The sequence below is a fragment of the Pseudomonas sp. MF5691 genome (assembly GCF_016405645.1).
In the GTDB taxonomy this organism is placed as follows: Bacteria; Pseudomonadota; Gammaproteobacteria; order Pseudomonadales; family Pseudomonadaceae; genus Aquipseudomonas; species Aquipseudomonas shahriarae.
Genome location: NZ_JAEKDC010000002.1, coordinates 217562 through 233691 on the forward strand (window position 1 = coordinate 217562; position 16130 = coordinate 233691).

Below are 16130 nucleotides of genomic sequence, written 5' to 3' on the forward strand. Positions count from 1 at the left end.
CAAAGCACTGTGGGAGCGGGCTTGTGTGGGAGCTGGTTTGCCTGCGATGCAGACACCTCGGTTTATCAGCGATACCGGGGTGATGCTATCGCAGGCAAGCCAGCTCCCACACAAGCCGCTCCCACACTAGAACTGCGGCGTCCTACAAATTGTACTCAGTTCCAGCCCGCACGATCCATCAGGCGAATCGCCTCGGCCTGGCGCTTGCCCGCCACTTCCACCGGCAGGGTGTCAGCCTTGAACTTGCCCCAGCTCGCCACTTCAGCCGAGGGTTCTACCGCCGGGTTGGCCGGGAACTCCTGGTTGACGTCGGCAAAGATCTTCTGCGCCTCAGGCGTAGTCATCCACTCCACCAGAGCCTTGGCGGCTTCCGGGTGCGGGGCGTACTTGGTCAGGCCAATGCCCGACAGGTTGACGTGCACGCCACGGTCGCCCTGGTTCGGCCAGAACAATTTGACTGCCAGCTTCGGGTCCTGCTTGTGCAGGCGGCCGTAGTAGTAAGTGTTAACGATCCCCACGTCGCACTGCCCGGCGTTGATTGCCTGCAATACCGCGACGTCATCGGAGAAGACATCGGTGGACAGGTTATTGACCCAGCCCTTGATGAGTTCTTCAGTCTTTTCTGCGCCATGGGTCTCGATCAGGGTGGCGGTCAGCGACTGGTTATAGACCTTTTTCGCGGTGCGCAGGCACAGGCGGCCTTCCCATTGCTTGTCAGCCAGGGCTTCGTAGGTGGTCAGCTCTGCCGGTTTCACGCGGTCGGTGGAGTAAGCGATGGTCCGCGCCCGCAGGCTCAAGCCGGTCCAGGCGTGGCTGGAAGCGCGATATTGCGCAGGGATGTTGGCGTCGATCACCTTGGAGGTGAACGGCTGCAGGATGCCCATCTGCTCGGCTTGCCAGAGGTTGCCAGCATCGACGGTCAGCAGCAGGTCGGCGGTGGCGTTCTGGCCTTCGGCCTTGATGCGCTGCATCAGCGGCGCTTCCTTGTCGGTGATGAACTTCACCTGCACCCCGGTTTTCTTGGTGTAGGCGTCGAACACCGGCTTGATCAACTCGTCGATACGAGAGGAGTAGACCACCACTTCGTCAGCCGCCTGGGCGGTGGTGCTGGCGATAAGGGTGAGTGCCAGGGCAGTCAGGAGGCGCTTGGGTGCCAACATAGGTGCGGTCTCTCGTAGGAAAAGTGAGCGCAAATGATAAGGACTCACATTTAGCATCTCAACCGAACACTGGCCGGAGGAGTTACGAGATGTTGCACGAATGCCATTTAAGGTGCGACAGAAGGCCTCAGGCCTTGGCCAGATCCGGCAGGTCTCCGGTCAAGCCCAATGCCTGGCGCACAAACAGCGCCTTGGCCTCGGGCATCTGGTCGACCATCTTCAGCCCCGCATTGCGCAACCAGCGCAATGGCAACTGGTCAGCCTGGAACAACCGTTCAAAGCCCTCCATCGCCGCCATCAGCGCCAGGTTGTGCGGCATGCGTCGACGCTCGTAGCGACTGAGCACCTTCACATCCGCCAAGCGCTCACCGCGCTCGCACGCCTTTAGCAGCACTTCGGCCAACACGGCGGCATCGAGGAACCCCAGGTTCACCCCCTGCCCCGCCAATGGGTGGATAACGTGGGCAGCATCACCAATCAGCGCCAGGCCTTCGGCGACGTAGCGCTTGGCGTGGCGCTGGCGCAGCGGTACGCACAGACGCGGGTCGGCGCTGACCACGCTGCCGAGGCGCCCTTCAAAAGCGCGCTCCAGTTCGCGGCAGAAGCTGTCGTCGTCCAGGGCCATCAGGCGTTCGGACTCACTTGGCGTGGTCGACCAGACGATCGAGCACCAATCTTCCTGGCCATCTCGTACCAGCGGCAGGAACGCCAGCGGACCATGGTCGGTGAAGCGCTGCCAGGCGGTACGCTGGTGCGGCTGGCTGCTGCGTACGCTGGTGACGATGGCGTGGTGCAGGTAATCCCATTCGCGGGTGGCGGTGCCGGTCAGGCGGCGCACAGCCGAGTTGGCGCCGTCGGCGGCGATCACCAGCGGCGCGCGCAAAGTGCGGCCATCGGCCAGGGTCAGCAGCCAGTCATCGCCGGAGCGGCGCATCTGCTCCAGGCGTGCATTGGCCAGCAGGCCCAGGTCGCAGTCGTGCAGGCGCTCAAGCAGGGCGTCCTGGACCACGCGATTTTCGACGATATGCCCCAGCACCTCGGCATGCACACTGGCCGCCGAAAAGTGGATCTGCCCGGTGCCACTGCCATCCCACACCTGCATCTCGCCGTAGGGGCTGGCGCGGCGGCTGGCGATGCCATCCCACACACCCAGGCGGTCGAGGATGCGCTGGCTGGCGGCCGACAAGGCGCTCACCCGCGGTTCAAACGGCGCATCGGCGTCGAATGGCTTGACGCTCATTGGGCTGCCGTCGAGCAGCAGCACCTGCAGGCCACTGCCCTGCAACGCCAGCGCCAGGGCGCTTCCGACCATTCCGGCCCCGACAATCAGCACATCTGCGCGCATGTCCATGCTTTATGCCTGTCTCGCTGGCGGCTTGCGCCGCACGTAAAGGGTTTTGTCGACTCGCGCCACCAGGGTGCCGGAGCCGTCGTGAATCTGCACCTTGAGGTGCGGCAAGTATTTCTCGCCGCCCTCGGTCTGCCGTCGCACCTCATCGAGCAAGGCCTGGTCGATGGAGAATTCGGCAAACACCGGGCCTTTGCCCGGCGAGATGAAATCAATGGTCGCGGCCTTGTCCCAGACGATGTAGTCGCGCCCCAGGTTCTCCATCAGCATCAGCATGTAGAACGGGTCGACCATCGAGTACAGGCTGCCGCCAAATTGCGTACCGACGTAGTTGCGGTTGTACCAGCCCAGGCCCATGCGCACCTTCACCTGACGAAAATCAGCGCTCATGTGCTGCACACGGACGCCTGCGCCCAGATACGGCGGATACAGGGTCATGATCCAGCGCAACAACCGCGCCTTGCCCAGGCGCTCCGTCAACCACTTACGCATCGGGACGCGTGCCCAGGCCCATGGCCTGCCGGGCGAACCAGCGCTTGGCCGGCGGCAACAGGTCCAGGCCCAGCAGGCCGAGGTTGCGGCCCATGGCGACCAGCGGCTGGCCGCTGCCAAACAGGCGGGTGACCTGGTCGGAGAAGCCCACGGTCAATTGCTGGTCCAGACGCTGGCGTTCGCGGTAGGCCTGCAAGGTCGCCAGGTCACCCGGCACTTGCGGCCCGGCCAACAGGGCCTCGGCCAGCGCATAGGCATCGCGCAGCGACAGGTTGAAACCCTGGCCGGCAATCGGGTGCAAGCTGTGGGCGGCATTGCCGAGGATCACCAGGTGCGAGCGCACTTGCTCCTCGGCCTCCACCAGGGTCAGCGGATACAAGTGGCGCGCGCCAACCTGTTTCAGGGTGCCCAGGCGATAACCAAACACGCCCTGCAACTCGCTGAGAAAACTGCGTTCATCCAGTTGCGCCAAGCGCTGGGCGTCCATGCCGACGCGAGTCCAGACCAGTGCGCAACGGTTGTCTGCCAGCGGCAGCAAGGCCATCGGGCCTTCGTCGGTGAAACGCTCGAAAGCCTCGCCGTTATGGGCTTCGCTGGGGGTGATGTTAGCGATCAGGGCGCTCTGGTTGTAAGGCCGTTGCTTGACGCCAATGCCCAACTGCTCGCGCAGGCCGGAGCGGCCACCATCGGCCAGTACCGCAAGATCGCACTCGATGACAGTTTCATCGTTGAGGGTCAGGCGGTAGCCGTCGGCCAGCGGTTCCATGCGGCTGACTTCTGCGGGGCAACGCCAACTGATCACGTCTTTGTCCAGGCCTTGCCACAGGCACTGCCCGAGCCAGGCGTTTTCCACCACATAGCCCAGGGCCGGTACGCCCTCTTCGAGCGCCGACAAGCGCGCGGTAGAGAAGCGCCCACGGTCGGAAACATGGATCTGCTTGATCGGCTCGGCGCGCCGGGAAATGTCTTGCCACACACCCAGGCGCTGGTAGATCTGTCGCGCGCCAAAGGACAGTGCCGAGGAACGTGCGTCGTAGCTCGGCTGGTAGCTGTCGCCGGGGGCAAAGGGCTCGATCAGCACGATCTTCCAACCGCGAGCCTTGGCCCCGGCCTGCAACGCCAGCGCCAAGCTGGCGCCCACCAGGCCGCCACCGATAATCGCCAGGTTGACCCGGCTCATCGGGCGGCCGCCATCAGTGCTTCAATCTCGGCCACGGTCTTGGGCACGCCACCGGTCAGAATTTCACAGCCTTGCTTGGTCACCACCACGTCATCCTCAATGCGCACGCCTATGCCACGCCATTTCTTTGCCACGTTCTGGTTATCCGGGGCAATGTAGATGCCCGGCTCCACGGTCAGGGCCATGCCCACTTCCAGCACCCGCCACTCGCCGCCGACCTTGTACTCGCCCACATCATGCACATCCATGCCCAGCCAGTGCCCGGCGCGGTGCATATAGAACGCCTTGTAGGCTTCGCTGGCGATCAACTCGTCCACGTCACCTTGCAACAAGCCCAGCTTCACCAGCCCGGCGGTGATGACGTGCACCGTCGCTTCATGGGCCTGGTTCCAGTGTTTGTTCGGCGCGATCTGCGCAAAGGCGGCTTCCTGGGAGGCCAGCACCACTTCGTAGATCGCCTTCTGCTCGGCGGAAAACTTGCCGTTGACCGGCCAGGTACGGGTGATATCGCTGGCATAGCAGTCGATTTCACAACCGGCGTCGATCAGCACCAGGTCACCGTCCTTGAGCACCGCATCATTCTGCTGGTAGTGCAGGATGCAGCTGTTGCGCCCCGAAGCGACGATGGAGCCATAGGCCGGCATCTTCGCCCCGCCCCGGCGGAACTCGTAGTCCAGCTCGGCTTCCAGGCTGAATTCATGCAACCCCGGGCGGCTGGCCTGCATTGCCCGGATATGGGCCGCGCAGGAAATCCGTGCGGCTTCGCGCATGACCTTTACTTCTGCGGCGGATTTATACAGGCGCATGTCGTGCAGCAGATGATCCAGGGCAACGAATTCGTTCGGCGGCTGCGCACCGAGGTGCGCCTTGGAGCGGATCACGTTGATCCACTCCATCAGGTGCCGGTCGAACTCGGCATTGCTGCCCATGGCCGAATACACCCGGTCGCGACCTTCGATCAGGCCGGGCAGGATGTCGTCGATATCGGTGATCGGGAAGGCATCGTCGGCGCCGTATTCGCGAATCGCGCCTTCGGTACCGGCGCGCAGGCCGTCCCACAATTCGCGCTCGGCATTGCGTTCACGGCAGAACAGCACGTACTCGCCGTGAATGCGCCCAGGCATCAACACAATCACTGCCTGGGGCTCGGGGAAGCCGCTCAGGTACTGGAAGTCGCTGTCCTGGCGGTAGACGTGTTCGACATCACGGTTGCGGATCGCCACGGCGGCGGCCGGCAGGATCGCGATGCTGTTGGGTTCCATCTGCGCCATGAGCGCCTTGCGGCGGCGGGTGTATTCCGCTTTGGGGATATGGATCATGGGCAGGTGGGTTCCCTCTCTTAGTGCAGCGACGGCTTGACTGCTGCGGGTTCAGCAGACTTTTTGGTCTCGGTGAACAGCAGCAGCGGCGCGACGCGCAGGTATTCCATGACTTCCATATAGTCGCCTTCGCCGTCTTCGGACTCTTCCAGGGCGTCTTGCACCTGGGAGATGGCTGCCAGGTCCTGCAACACTTCCTTGGCGTCGGTGCTCAGCTCCAGGCCGCCGGCGTTCACGCCAAAGCCATGGAGGAAGCCCTGGCACCATTGACCCAGTGCAGCAGCACGCTCGGTGAGCGGCGCATCATCGGTTGGCAGCAGCAGGACTACGGTGACGTCATCACCGGTCAGCTCGCCTTTAACCATTTCTTGCAAGCCGATCAACGCGTTGCGCACGTTTTCGGTAGGCTCGGTTTCCAGCAGCTCGGCGACGTCGGCCAGCCAGTTGTCGGCGTCAAAGCCGACACCGGTGCAGCTACGGCCCAGCAGCACGCCATGCAGTTCGGCAGGCGAGCAAGGGTGACCGCTGGTGCTCAGCAGTTTGGAAAAAGCGTCGTACGGGGAATTCTGAATAGGCATGATGAGCTAGGCGCCAGGCGGCGCGATGTCTAGAATGAAGCGCTGTATCCTAGCACCGGCAGACGCACCCGACTATCAAGGGCGTCAGATCGTTTATCCTGCAGTTGCCATTCATCAGACAAATCCAGTGGAACCCTATGGAAGACGCCGACTTGCAAGCGCTGATGGCCAGACTCGAATTGCTAATTACCCGGGTCGAGCAACTAAAGAGTCAAAACGGACTCCTATTAGCTCAGGAAAAGACCTGGCGCGAGGAACGCGCTCACCTCATTGAAAAAAACGAAATCGCCCGGCGTAAGGTCGAGTCGATGATTTCGCGCCTGAAGGCCCTGGAGCAAGACTCATGAGTTCAAGCAATAGCGTCACCGTGCAGATTCTCGACAAAGAGTATTCGATCATCTGCCCCCAGGAAGAGCGCAGCAACCTGGTGAGCGCCGCCCGCTACCTGGATGGCAAGATGCGTGAAATCCGCAGCAGCGGCAAAGTCATCGGTGCCGACCGTATCGCCGTGATGGCCGCCCTGAACATTACCCACGATTTGCTGCATAAGCAGGAGCGCCCTGACGTACAGGCCAGCGGCTCGACACGCGAGCAGGTGCGTGACCTGCTGGAACGTGTGGATCTGGTGCTTTCCAGCGATTCAGACGCACCCAAGGGCTGATTGCCGAGTCTGTTTGGGGTATACTCGCCCCACTCCCTGGCGTGCTTGCCAGTCGGCGATGTCCCGGAGCCGATTCGCACTACCCTGGAAGTTGCACGTTGGGCTGGTGTGCATGTCCGCTAGACGGAAAGCCTTAAAGCCTACTGCTTCTTCCACCTTGAACTTTCGGGTTCAAGGGCTTAGTCGACAGCGGTTCTGTCGGGGAGCCTGAATTCCCAAACTCAATGCCAGTCCCCGGACTGGCATTGTTTTATGAGCCGAACACCATGACCGAACCTGCGCCGCTTTCCCGTCCGCAACTTCGACGCATGTTGCGCAATGCCCGCCGCGCCCTGACGCCGGGCGAGCAGCGCCAGGCAGCTCTTGGCCTGTATCGGCAACTGGCACAGCACCCGCTGTTTCGCCGGGCCAAACATATTGCTTTATACCTACCCACGGACGGCGAAATCGATCCGCGCTTGCTGCTGCGCGCCGCCCAGCGCCGGGGCAAGGCCACCTACCTGCCGGTGCTCAGTGCCTGGCCACGGACCAAGATGGTGTTCCAACGGGTACGTCCCCGGGAAAAACTTGCGCCCAATCGCTTCGGCATTCTTGAGCCACGGGTCAATATCGGGCGCCAGCGCAAGGTCTGGGCCCTGGACCTGGTGCTGCTGCCATTGGTGGGTTTCGATGATGCGGGCGGGCGGCTGGGCATGGGCGGCGGCTTTTACGATCGCAGCCTGGCGTACCTGGCGCGCCGCTCGTCGTGGCGCAAGCCGACGCTGCTGGGCCTGGCCCATGAGTGCCAGAAAGTCAAACGACTGGCGCAGGCCAGCTGGGACGTGCCATTGAATGGCACCGTTACCGATAAGAAGTGGTATATCGCAGAGGGGACGCCGCTGGAATCAACGGCGCCGAAATAGCATCAACGCTTGAAGGTTTGTGGCTGCTGCTGTGCAAATTCAACCGGGGCTTCGGTCTTGTTCGACCACAGGCTTTGCGCGTACCCGGTGGTCACGACGCCCAGACCGAACAAAATAACCAAAATCCATAGTAAATCCGGTTTGCGTTTCATCGATTGCCCCCCTTCAGGCCTATCACACACGATGACAGCAACGTTCCAAAGTAGTCCGTTCCAGCTGCGTCAAGCTTAAAATCCCGGCATTCTGCGGTAACGTGAACCAACACGCAAACCTTGACGTCAACCGACCGTCGGTTTGTCATGAAATTGACAGACAACCTGCCCAATCCCCTGCAAAGGAGCAAAACCATGGCCTATTGGCTGATGAAGTCCGAGCCCGATGAGCTGTCCATCAAGGGCCTGGAGAAACTCGGCGAGGCGCGCTGGGATGGCGTGCGCAATTACCAGGCACGCAACTTCCTGCGGGCCATGGCCGTGGGTGACGCGTTCTTTTTTTACCACTCCAGTTGCCCCGAACCGGGGATTGCCGGCGTAGGGAAAATCATTGAGGCGGCTTATCCGGACCCGACAGCGCTGGAAGCTGACAGCCATTACTTCGATGCCAAGGCCACCCCGGAAAAAAATCCATGGAGCGCCATTACAGTGGCGCATGTCGAGACCTTCCCCAACGTTCTCGGGCTGGGCTACCTCAAACAACAGACGGCCCTGGCCGAACTGCCGCTGGTGCAAAAAGGCAGTCGTTTGTCGGTGATGCCGGTGACGGCCCAGCAATGGGCGGCGGTAATAGCCCTGCGTTAACGCCTAACGGTATTCATTTGACCGGTATCAACGGCTATCGGTTACGATCCCGGCAAACTAGGACGCTAACACCGCAGGATGCACCCATGTCGACGTCACATCGCAGTTCGCACTTCTTTGCCTTTCTCCTGATTCTATTGCTGGTGGCCGCCGGTGGCTTCGGCTACTGGAAGTCCACCCTGGACCGCCTGCCGGAAGGTTTGAACATGGGCAATGGCCGGCTGGAGTCCACCGAAGTGCAGATCGCCACCAAGATCCCCGGCCGCCTGGCTGAAGTGCGGGTCGATGAAGGCGACAAAGTGCTCAAGGGCCAACTGCTGGCGCGTATCGACACCCGCACCTTGGAGGCCCAGCGTTCCCAGGCCGAGGCCGAAGTGCTGCGCGCCAAGGAGAACTTCGCCGCCGCCGAAGCCAACGTGCAATTGCGCCAGAGCGAAAACCTGCTGGCCAGCCAGGAACTCAAGCGCACCCAGGAGCTGTACCGCCGCGGCTTCGCCAGCGCACAGCTGATCGACCAGCAACAGGCACGGCAGAACACCGGCAATGCGGCGGTGACGGCAGCCCAGGCCCAGGTCAATGCGGTCAAGGCCGCCATCGGTGCGGCCCAGGCCCAGGTGGCACAACTGACCAGCGAGATCGAAGACAGTAGCCTGCGCGCGCCCATCGACGGCATCATCCAGTTGCGCCTGGCCGAACCTGGCGAAGTGCTCGGTGCCGGCGGGCGCGTGTTGCTGCTGATAGATCCGAATGACCAGTACATGAACCTCTACCTGCCCGCCTCCGTCACCGGTCGCCTGACCGTGGGCAGTGAAGCGCGGATCGTGCTCGATGCGCTGCCGGATCAACCCCTGCCAGCGAAGATCAGCTTTGTCGCCGCCAAGTCGCAGTTCACCCCCAAAGAAGTGGAAACCCGCGACGAGCGCCAGAAACTGGTGTTCCGCGTCAAACTGCGCCTGACTCAACCGAGCGCCGTGCCCCAGGCCAAGCCCGGCATGCCCGGCGCCGGCTATGTGCGCACCGCCGACCTGGACTGGCCGGCTAACCTGCAATGACCGGGCTGGCGCTGCAGGCCACGGGCATCAACCACCGCTACGGCAAGCAACAGGCGCTGATCGACATCGCCTTCAGCCTGCCGGCCGGTACCCGCTGCGGGTTGATCGGCCCGGATGGGGCGGGCAAGTCGAGCCTGTTGGGCTTGATCGCCGGGGTGAAAAAACTGCAGGACGGTGACTTGCAGGTGCTGGGCGGCTCCATCGAAGACCGCCGCCACCGCAACAGCCTGTACCCGTTGATCGCGTTTATGCCCCAGGGCCTGGGCGGCAACCTCTACCCCGAGCTGTCCATCAGCGAGAACATCCGTTTTTTCGCCACCCTGTTTGGCCTGTCCAAAGCCGATTGCGAGCAGCGCATGCACAACCTGCTGCTGGCCACCGACCTGGCACGCTTCGCCGACAGGCCGGCGGGCAAACTGTCGGGCGGGATGAAGCAAAAACTGGGGCTGTGCTGCGCGCTGATCCACGACCCGGACTTGTTGATCCTCGATGAACCCACCACCGGCGTCGACCCTTTGTCACGCCGGCGCTTCTGGGAACTGGTAGAAACCGTACGCAGCGAACGCCCGCAACTGACGCTGCTGGTGGCCACGGCCTACATGGAAGAAGCCGAGCAGTTCGAGCACTGCCTGATGCTCGACCGCGGCAAGCTGATCGCCGATGGCCTGAGCCGCGAACTGGCGGCGGTCACGCCCAGCGGCAAGCTGGATGAGGCCTTCACCCATTTCCAGGGTGACAGCGCGCACAACAACCAGCCGCTGGTGATCCCTCCTCGGGCAAACGACAACACCGACATCGCCATCGAAGCCCACGACCTGACCCTGCGCTTTGGCGACTTTACGGCAGTCAACAAGGTCAGCTTCGCTATTGGCCGTGGCGAGATCTTCGGCTTTCTCGGCTCCAACGGCTGCGGCAAGACCACCACCATGAAAGTCCTCACCGGGCTGATGCCGGCCAGTGAAGGCAGCGCCACACTGCTGGGCAACCCGGTAAATGCCAAGGACCTGGCAACCCGCAAGCGCGTGGGCTTTATGTCCCAGAGCTTCTCGCTGTACGGCGAACTCAGCGTGCGCCAGAACCTGGTGCTGCACGCACAGCTGTTCGACCTGCCCAAGGCCGACAGCGGCCCGCGCATCGAAGAATTGATTCAGCGTTTTGACCTGGGCAGTGTCGCCGAACAACCCTCCGGCGAGCTGCCCCTGGGTTTGCGCCAGCGCCTGTCCCTGGCCGTGGCGGTGTTGCATCGCCCGGAAGTGCTGATCCTCGACGAACCCACGTCCGGTGTGGACCCCGCTGCGCGCGACGATTTCTGGCGTTTGCTGGTGGAGTTGTCCCGCGAGCAAGGGGTGACGATTTTTCTCTCCACCCACTTTATGAACGAAGCCCAGCGCTGCGACCGCATCTCGTTGATGCACGCCGGCAAGGTGCTGGCCTGCGACACCCCGGACGCCCTGCAGCAACACTTCCACGGCGAGACCCTGGAAGCCGCATTTGTCACCTGTCTGGAACAAGCCCAGGAAGCCCCAGAGGCCGCCGCGCCCAGCGCAACCGTCAGCACACCGACCACGCCGCCGGTCAGCAAGCGCGGCTTCAGCCTGGTCCGCCTGCTGGCAGTGGCCAGTCGCGAAGGCAAGGAGTTGTTGCGCGACAAAGTGCGCATGGCCTTTGCCCTGCTCGGGGCGATTTTCATGATGGTGATCTTCGGCTACGGCATTTCCCTGGACGTGGAGAAGCTCGCCTTCGCCGTGTATGACCAGGACCAGACCCCACAAAGCCGCGCCTACCTGGAGGCCTTTCGCAGTTCGCGCTACTTCGCCGAACAGCCGCCGATCAGCGATTCGGCCGAGCTGCACCGGCGCCTGCAACGCTCGGAAATCAAACTCGCCTTGGAGATTCCTCCCGGATTTGGCCGCGACCTGTACGCCGGGCGCCAACCGGCAGTGGCCGCCTGGCTGGATGGCGGCATGCCGTTTCGCGCCGAGACCAGCCGCAACTATGTCGAAGCGGTACACCAGGCCAATCTGCAGCAGTTGGCGGAACTCAACAGCTCCCCGCGAGCCCAGCCCGCCGCCGCCAGACTGGAGACGCGCTTTCGCTATAACCAGGACGTGGTCAGCGTAAATGCCATCGGCCCCGGCGTGATGGCACTGATCCTGGCGTTTATCCCGGCCATGCTCACCGCCCTGGGCATCGTGCGCGAGAAGGAGCTGGGGTCGATCACTAACTTCTACGCCACACCGCTGACCCGCCTGGAGTTTCTCCTCGGCAAGCAGGCGCCGTATCTGGTTATCAGCCTGATCAACCTGGCGCTGCTGGTGGCGATGAACCGCTGGCTGTTCGGCGTGCCGTTCAAGGGCAGTGGCGTGACCCTGGCGTTTGGCGGCCTGCTGTATGTGCTGGCCACCACCAGCATGGGCCTGCTGATTTCTGCGTTCACCCGCACCCAGATCGCGGCGATTCTCGGCACCATGATCATCACCAGCCTGCCGACCATCCAGTTCTCCGGGCTGATCGTGCCGCGCTCCTCGCTGGAAGGGGCGGCCGCGCTGATGGGCATGCTGTTTCCCGCCGGCTACTTCCTGGATGTCGCCGTCGGCACCTTTACCAAAGCCCTGGACCTGCGCCAGCTGTGGCCACAGTGCCTGGCGCTGTTCGGGTTTTTCCTGGGGTTCACCGGGCTGAGCCTGGTGATGCTCAAGAAGCAGGAGGCCTGATGCATAAGTTCGCCCATATCCTGCGCCTGGGAATCAAAGAGCTCACCAGCCTGCGCCACGACAGCGTGTTGCTGCTGTTTCTGTTCTACGCCTTCACCGTCGCCATTTATATGCCAGCGGCCGGTTCAGTGATTGGCGTGCATAACGCCAGCGTGGCCTTTGTCGATGAAGACCATGGCCAATTGTCACGCCAGTTGGCCGAAGCCCTGCAACCACCGGAATTCCAGCCCGCCGTGCCACTGGCCTACGACCAGTTGGATAAGGTCATGGACAGCGGCCAGTACACTTTCGTGATCAACGTGCCGGCCAATTTCCAGGCCGACCTGCTGGCCGGCCGCCAGCCGAGCGTGCAGGTCAATGTGGATGCCACGGCGATGAGCCAGGCCTTCATGGGCGCGGGCTATATCGGGCGGATCTTCCAGCGTGAATTGCTGACCTACAGCGGCCAGGCGGACACCAGCCAGCGCGCACCGGCGACCCTCACCACCCGGGCATTGTTCAACACCAACCTGGAAGGCGGCTGGTTCCTGGCGGTGATCCAGATCGTCAACAACATCACCATCCTCGCCATCGTCCTGACCGGCACCGCGCTACTGCGCGAACGCGAACATGGCACCCTCGACCATTTGCTGGTGCTGCCGCTGACCGCCCTGGAAATCATGCTGGCAAAAATCTGGAGCAACATGCTGGTGGTGGTGCTGTGTACCTGGCTGTCACTGGAAGTGGTGGTCAAGGGCATGCTCGGCGTGCCGCTGGCCGGCTCATTGAGTCTGTTCCTGCTGGTAACCGCGCTGTATCTGTTTGCCAGCACTGCCCTGGGCATCTTCCTCGCTACCCTCGCCCGCTCGACGCCGCAATTTGGCTTGCTGGCGATCCCGGTGATTATTCCGATGCTGCTGTTGTCAGGCGGCAGTACGCCGCTGGACAGCATGCCCGAATGGTTGCAATGGGTGATGCAGGGCTCGCCATCCACACATTTTGTGAGTTTGAGTGCGGCGATTCTGTTTCGCGATGCGGGGGTGAGCGTGGTGTGGCCGGATTTGCTGGCGCTGGCGGGGATTGGCTTGTTGTTTTTTGCGGTGGCGTTGGCGCGGTTCAGGAAGAGTCTGGCTTCTTGAACTTTCACTTATAAAAATCACTGAGCTTATTAAAAAACAAAATGAAAAACTGTCAATTCTGACAGTAGCCGGCGTTTATCTCTCGTTATTAACTATAACAATCGACCGCAAATTCATTGCATCGAGACTCTCGGGAGAGCAAAAAATGAGCGACATATCAGACTCGGACAAGAAGGGCTCCAGCGACGAAGCCCCCTCAGAAACAATAGAGATTAAGGTCGACCGAAATAACCCCACCAGCGTAACGACAGTGAGAGGGGAATATTCATTACATGGATACAAAGGAGCAATCGAGGTTGAAGCCACTTGGAGTAATGGCATTTACATCATACATGCGCTCCGCTATATGTTTGAACGAGGTGCGGTGACGGGAAAAAACCCGCGTTTCGAGATTCACTCTGTTACCTTCGGCGGCCCGATACTAGCAGTCCACCCTCCACAAGATGGCCAATGGCGCGTTTGGGGGTCGTCAACAAAATACACAACATCTAACACAGTAGACACATTCGAGTTCTACTTTGTCTTCGACGCGCCCCCCGATGGAGTATGGCGAACGGATAGAAAAAGAGTGAAAATCTATATATAAGCCCTATTATAACCAGCAACTTAGTTGCTGGTTTTCCAAACTCATTGAACTCCCGCCCATCCGGACTTGTCTCCACGATCCAGTATAAATTTAGTGGACTCAACCAAAGCAGAAATCCGATATTTGAAGTTATATGCCCCAGTGGGGTGGTACTGGCAAGAGTACCTATAAAGGGCGGTAATTGGCACAGCTGGATATCCTCCGAGGATACCCATATTTCAAAAGGAACAACTTATCGTTTTACTTTTATATTCGATAATCCTGGATCAGGCGGAGGCCCCACAATTTCCGTCTCCAAAAGCATAACGTTTGCGATAGAAAAACCTCCACAATAGAAACCAACCGACCCTCTGAATCTTTATCATCATCGTGCAGAGGCGCTACCCCTCCTGAGGTTGGCGCCAAAGTTCGGGTTGCTGACGGTGACGGTCTTGTGAGCGTCGATAGCTTCAAGGCCCCATCGCCAACAAGCCGACGCCCACAGGATGGGCGTTACTGGATAATCAGATTGTTAAACAACAAATCCTCAACCACCGGCTTGCCCGTCTCGTCATTCATCACTTGCTGCGTCTGCTTCAACGCTTCCTGACGCAACTTTTCCTTACCCTCGACACTGCCCATGCTCTCGACAGTCTGCTGGGTAAACAACGCCACCAGTTGGTTGCGGATCAATGGCTCATTGGCCTTGATCGCCGCCGCCGCTTCGGGGCCGGTCACGCGCAGGGCCACATCCGCTTTGTACACCCGAAGTTTCGGGCCGCCATCCAGGGCATAGTTGCCCACAAAAGGCGGCGTCAGGCTGTAATAGCTGACCTTCGGCGCTTCGCCTTCCTTGGCTTCTTCGGCATGGGCTGCCATCGGCAACGTCAGGGCCAGCATCAACAGGATCCACGCTTTCACAGTTCATTCCTCACATTCGGTTGCCAGTAGCATAACGCTAGCAAGGCAGAGCACAAGCTTATGGCGACTTATCAGGCCGGGGCATGCTCGTTGACCCGTGACCTTACCCACCTACACTTATCGGCCAATACGCCAAAAGGAATAGTCCGATGAAAGCCGTGCTGTGCAAAGCCTTCGGCCCTGCCGAAACCCTGGTGTTGGAAGACGTCGAAAGCCCGGCGATCAAGAAGAACGAGATCCTGCTGGACGTCCATGCCGCTGGGGTGAATTTCCCGGACACGCTGATCATCGAGGGCAAGTACCAGTTCAAACCGCCCTTCCCGTTCTCGCCGGGCGGCGAAGCGGCTGGGGTGGTCAGCGAAGTCGGGGAAAAGGTCAGCCACCTGAAGGTCGGCGACCGGGTCATGGCGCTGACCGGCTGGGGCAGCTTTGCCGAGCAGGTCGCGGTACCGGGCTATAACGTGCTGCCGATTCCGCCGAGCATGGACTTCAACACCGCCGCCGCCTTCAGCATGACCTACGGCACCTCGATGCACGCCCTCAAGCAGCGTGGCCACCTGGCCGCTGGCGAGACCCTGCTGGTACTGGGCGCGTCCGGTGGCGTGGGCCTGGCTGCCGTGGAGATCGGCAAGGCCATGGGTGCCCGGGTGATTGCCGCCGCCAGCAGTGCCGACAAGCTGGCCGTGGCCAAGGCGGCGGGCGCCGATGAGTTGATCAACTACAGCGAAAGCAACCTCAAGGATGAGATCAAGCGCCTGACCGATGGCAACGGTGCCGATGTGATCTACGACCCGGTAGGGGGCGATCTGTTTGACCAGGCCATCCGCGCCATTGCCTGGAACGGCCGTCTGTTGGTGGTGGGGTTTGCCAGCGGGCGTATCCCCGAGCTGCCGGTGAACCTGGCGCTGCTCAAGGGCGCAGCGGTGGTCGGGGTGTTCTGGGGCTCGTTTGCCCAGCGCCAGCCGCAGGATAACGCGGCGAATTTCCAGCAGCTGTTTGGTTGGTATGCCGAGGGGAAGTTGAAGCCATTGGTGTCGCAGGTGTATCCGCTGGACAACGCGGCGCAGGCGATCAATGACCTGGGGCAGCGCAAGGCAGTGGGCAAGGTGGTCGTGCAGGTCCGCCAGTGATTTGAAATGCAATTAGTGTAGGAGCTGGCTTGCCTGCGATGGCGGTGGGTCAGCTACGTCTTTGGTAACTGGTCCACCGCCATCGCAGGCAAGCCAGCTCCCACATTTGATCTCAAGTGCCGTGAGGAATCTGATCACGCCCCATACTTATCTATTAGCGACATGTTCGTAAAAGAACATGCAATTACTCCCG

General features: G+C 61.2%; 17 protein-coding genes and 1 other RNA gene. 10 read left to right on the plus strand and 8 right to left on the minus strand.

The annotated features are described in order from the left end of the window. Positions 1 to 155 precede the first annotated feature (155 nt). From JFT44_RS03700 to JFT44_RS03725, 6 genes are all read right to left on the minus strand, one after another. Complete coding sequence (locus JFT44_RS03700; RefSeq protein WP_057440441.1) at positions 156 to 1160, minus strand: extracellular solute-binding protein; 1005 nt, start codon at positions 1158 to 1160, stop codon at positions 156 to 158. 127 nt (positions 1161 to 1287) lie between these two features. Then, complete coding sequence (locus JFT44_RS03705) at positions 1288 to 2505, minus strand: 2-octaprenyl-3-methyl-6-methoxy-1,4-benzoquinol hydroxylase (RefSeq protein ID WP_169960161.1); 1218 nt, start codon at positions 2503 to 2505, stop codon at positions 1288 to 1290. A gap of 9 nt (positions 2506 to 2514) precedes the next feature. Then, positions 2515 to 3000 (minus strand): DUF4442 domain-containing protein, encoded by a 486-nt coding sequence (locus tag JFT44_RS03710; protein WP_057444198.1) that lies wholly within the window; start codon positions 2998 to 3000, stop codon positions 2515 to 2517. Then, positions 2993 to 4180 (minus strand): 2-octaprenyl-6-methoxyphenyl hydroxylase, encoded by a 1188-nt coding sequence (gene ubiH / locus JFT44_RS03715; protein WP_057960939.1) that lies wholly within the window; start codon positions 4178 to 4180, stop codon positions 2993 to 2995. The genes JFT44_RS03710 and ubiH overlap by 8 nt, the downstream gene beginning before the upstream one ends. Then, the gene (pepP, locus tag JFT44_RS03720; protein WP_115129244.1) at positions 4177 to 5499 is read right to left on the minus strand and encodes a Xaa-Pro aminopeptidase; all 1323 of its coding nucleotides are present in this window, start codon (positions 5497 to 5499) and stop codon (positions 4177 to 4179) included. The genes ubiH and pepP overlap by 4 nt, the downstream gene beginning before the upstream one ends. A gap of 20 nt (positions 5500 to 5519) precedes the next feature. Then, entirely contained in the window at positions 5520 to 6077 is a 558-nt protein-coding gene (locus JFT44_RS03725) for a YecA family protein (RefSeq protein ID WP_198817213.1), read from the minus strand. A gap of 137 nt (positions 6078 to 6214) precedes the next feature. Here JFT44_RS03725 and JFT44_RS03730 point away from each other — a divergent pair, with 137 nt between their 5' ends. The 4 genes from JFT44_RS03730 to JFT44_RS03745 all read left to right on the plus strand — a co-directional run bounded on the left by JFT44_RS03730 (position 6215) and on the right by JFT44_RS03745 (position 7640). Then, entirely contained in the window at positions 6215 to 6424 is a 210-nt protein-coding gene (locus tag JFT44_RS03730) for a TIGR02449 family protein (protein WP_057440444.1), read from the plus strand. Then, complete coding sequence (locus JFT44_RS03735) at positions 6421 to 6738, plus strand: cell division protein ZapA (RefSeq protein WP_010207385.1); 318 nt, start codon at positions 6421 to 6423, stop codon at positions 6736 to 6738. Before JFT44_RS03730 ends, JFT44_RS03735 begins: the two co-directional genes overlap by 4 nt. Before the next feature lie 30 nt (positions 6739 to 6768). After that, positions 6769 to 6947, plus strand: a non-coding RNA gene (ssrS, locus tag JFT44_RS03740) — 6S RNA. A 57-nt stretch (positions 6948 to 7004) separates the two neighbouring features. Further along, positions 7005 to 7640 (plus strand): 5-formyltetrahydrofolate cyclo-ligase, encoded by a 636-nt coding sequence (locus JFT44_RS03745; RefSeq protein WP_057440445.1) that lies wholly within the window; start codon positions 7005 to 7007, stop codon positions 7638 to 7640. 2 nt (positions 7641 to 7642) lie between these two features. Here JFT44_RS03745 and JFT44_RS03750 read toward each other — a convergent pair whose 3' ends face one another. Beyond that, positions 7643 to 7792 carry a hypothetical protein gene (locus JFT44_RS03750; RefSeq protein ID WP_143110453.1) on the minus strand — a complete coding sequence of 50 codons (150 nt, stop codon included), beginning with the start codon at positions 7790 to 7792 and terminating at the stop codon, positions 7643 to 7645. A gap of 195 nt (positions 7793 to 7987) precedes the next feature. On the opposite strand from JFT44_RS03750, the gene JFT44_RS03755 reads away from it, so the two are divergent. From JFT44_RS03755 to JFT44_RS03775, 5 genes are all read left to right on the plus strand, one after another. Then, positions 7988 to 8437: an EVE domain-containing protein gene (locus tag JFT44_RS03755; RefSeq protein ID WP_198830362.1), complete on the plus strand. Its 450-nt coding sequence runs from the start codon at positions 7988 to 7990 to the stop codon at positions 8435 to 8437. Between the two features lie 86 nt (positions 8438 to 8523). Further along, positions 8524 to 9489, plus strand: a complete 966-nt coding sequence (locus JFT44_RS03760) for an HlyD family secretion protein (RefSeq protein WP_057440447.1) — start codon at positions 8524 to 8526, stop codon at positions 9487 to 9489. After that, a complete protein-coding gene (gene rbbA, locus JFT44_RS03765) occupies positions 9486 to 12203 on the plus strand; it encodes a ribosome-associated ATPase/putative transporter RbbA (protein ID WP_057440448.1) in 2718 nt (905 codons plus the stop codon). Before JFT44_RS03760 ends, rbbA begins: the two co-directional genes overlap by 4 nt. Then, positions 12203 to 13321, plus strand: a complete 1119-nt coding sequence (locus tag JFT44_RS03770; RefSeq protein ID WP_057960944.1) for an ABC transporter permease — start codon at positions 12203 to 12205, stop codon at positions 13319 to 13321. The genes rbbA and JFT44_RS03770 overlap by 1 nt, the downstream gene beginning before the upstream one ends. A gap of 145 nt (positions 13322 to 13466) precedes the next feature. Continuing rightward, positions 13467 to 13907 (plus strand): hypothetical protein, encoded by a 441-nt coding sequence (locus JFT44_RS03775; protein WP_152987978.1) that lies wholly within the window; start codon positions 13467 to 13469, stop codon positions 13905 to 13907. Positions 13908 to 14399: 492 nt separating this feature from the next. Here the strand turns inward: JFT44_RS03775 and JFT44_RS03780 are convergent, their stop codons facing one another. Continuing rightward, the gene (locus JFT44_RS03780) at positions 14400 to 14807 is read right to left on the minus strand and encodes a flagellar basal body-associated protein FliL (protein WP_029289542.1); all 408 of its coding nucleotides are present in this window, start codon (positions 14805 to 14807) and stop codon (positions 14400 to 14402) included. Positions 14808 to 14956: 149 nt separating this feature from the next. On the opposite strand from JFT44_RS03780, the gene JFT44_RS03785 reads away from it, so the two are divergent. Next, positions 14957 to 15937, plus strand: coding sequence for an NADPH:quinone oxidoreductase family protein (locus tag JFT44_RS03785; protein ID WP_170059878.1), 981 nt, complete (start codon positions 14957 to 14959; stop codon positions 15935 to 15937). The last annotated feature ends 193 nt before the right edge of the window (positions 15938 to 16130 follow it).

Excerpts from the sequence above, each read along its gene's own strand:
- ubiH (WP_057960939.1), bottom strand. The coding sequence starts at position 4,180 with ATGAGCCGGGTCAACCTGGCGATTATCGGTGGCGGCCTGGTGGGCGCC.
- JFT44_RS03750 (WP_143110453.1), bottom strand. The coding sequence starts at position 7,792 with ATGAAACGCAAACCGGATTTACTATGGATTTTGGTTATTTTGTTCGGT.
- rbbA (WP_057440448.1), top strand. The coding sequence starts at position 9,486 with ATGACCGGGCTGGCGCTGCAGGCCACGGGCATCAACCACCGCTACGGC.
- JFT44_RS03725 (WP_198817213.1), bottom strand. The coding sequence starts at position 6,077 with ATGCCTATTCAGAATTCCCCGTACGACGCTTTTTCCAAACTGCTGAGC.
- JFT44_RS03770 (WP_057960944.1), top strand. The coding sequence starts at position 12,203 with ATGCATAAGTTCGCCCATATCCTGCGCCTGGGAATCAAAGAGCTCACC.
- pepP (WP_115129244.1), bottom strand. The coding sequence starts at position 5,499 with ATGATCCATATCCCCAAAGCGGAATACACCCGCCGCCGCAAGGCGCTC.
- JFT44_RS03760 (WP_057440447.1), top strand. The coding sequence starts at position 8,524 with ATGTCGACGTCACATCGCAGTTCGCACTTCTTTGCCTTTCTCCTGATT.
- JFT44_RS03710 (WP_057444198.1), bottom strand. The coding sequence starts at position 3,000 with ATGCGTAAGTGGTTGACGGAGCGCCTGGGCAAGGCGCGGTTGTTGCGC.
- JFT44_RS03705 (WP_169960161.1), bottom strand. The coding sequence starts at position 2,505 with ATGCGCGCAGATGTGCTGATTGTCGGGGCCGGAATGGTCGGAAGCGCC.
- JFT44_RS03730 (WP_057440444.1), top strand. The coding sequence starts at position 6,215 with ATGGAAGACGCCGACTTGCAAGCGCTGATGGCCAGACTCGAATTGCTA.
- JFT44_RS03785 (WP_170059878.1), top strand. The coding sequence starts at position 14,957 with ATGAAAGCCGTGCTGTGCAAAGCCTTCGGCCCTGCCGAAACCCTGGTG.
- JFT44_RS03735 (WP_010207385.1), top strand. The coding sequence starts at position 6,421 with ATGAGTTCAAGCAATAGCGTCACCGTGCAGATTCTCGACAAAGAGTAT.
- JFT44_RS03745 (WP_057440445.1), top strand. The coding sequence starts at position 7,005 with ATGACCGAACCTGCGCCGCTTTCCCGTCCGCAACTTCGACGCATGTTG.
- JFT44_RS03700 (WP_057440441.1), bottom strand. The coding sequence starts at position 1,160 with ATGTTGGCACCCAAGCGCCTCCTGACTGCCCTGGCACTCACCCTTATC.
- JFT44_RS03755 (WP_198830362.1), top strand. The coding sequence starts at position 7,988 with ATGGCCTATTGGCTGATGAAGTCCGAGCCCGATGAGCTGTCCATCAAG.
- JFT44_RS03775 (WP_152987978.1), top strand. The coding sequence starts at position 13,467 with ATGAGCGACATATCAGACTCGGACAAGAAGGGCTCCAGCGACGAAGCC.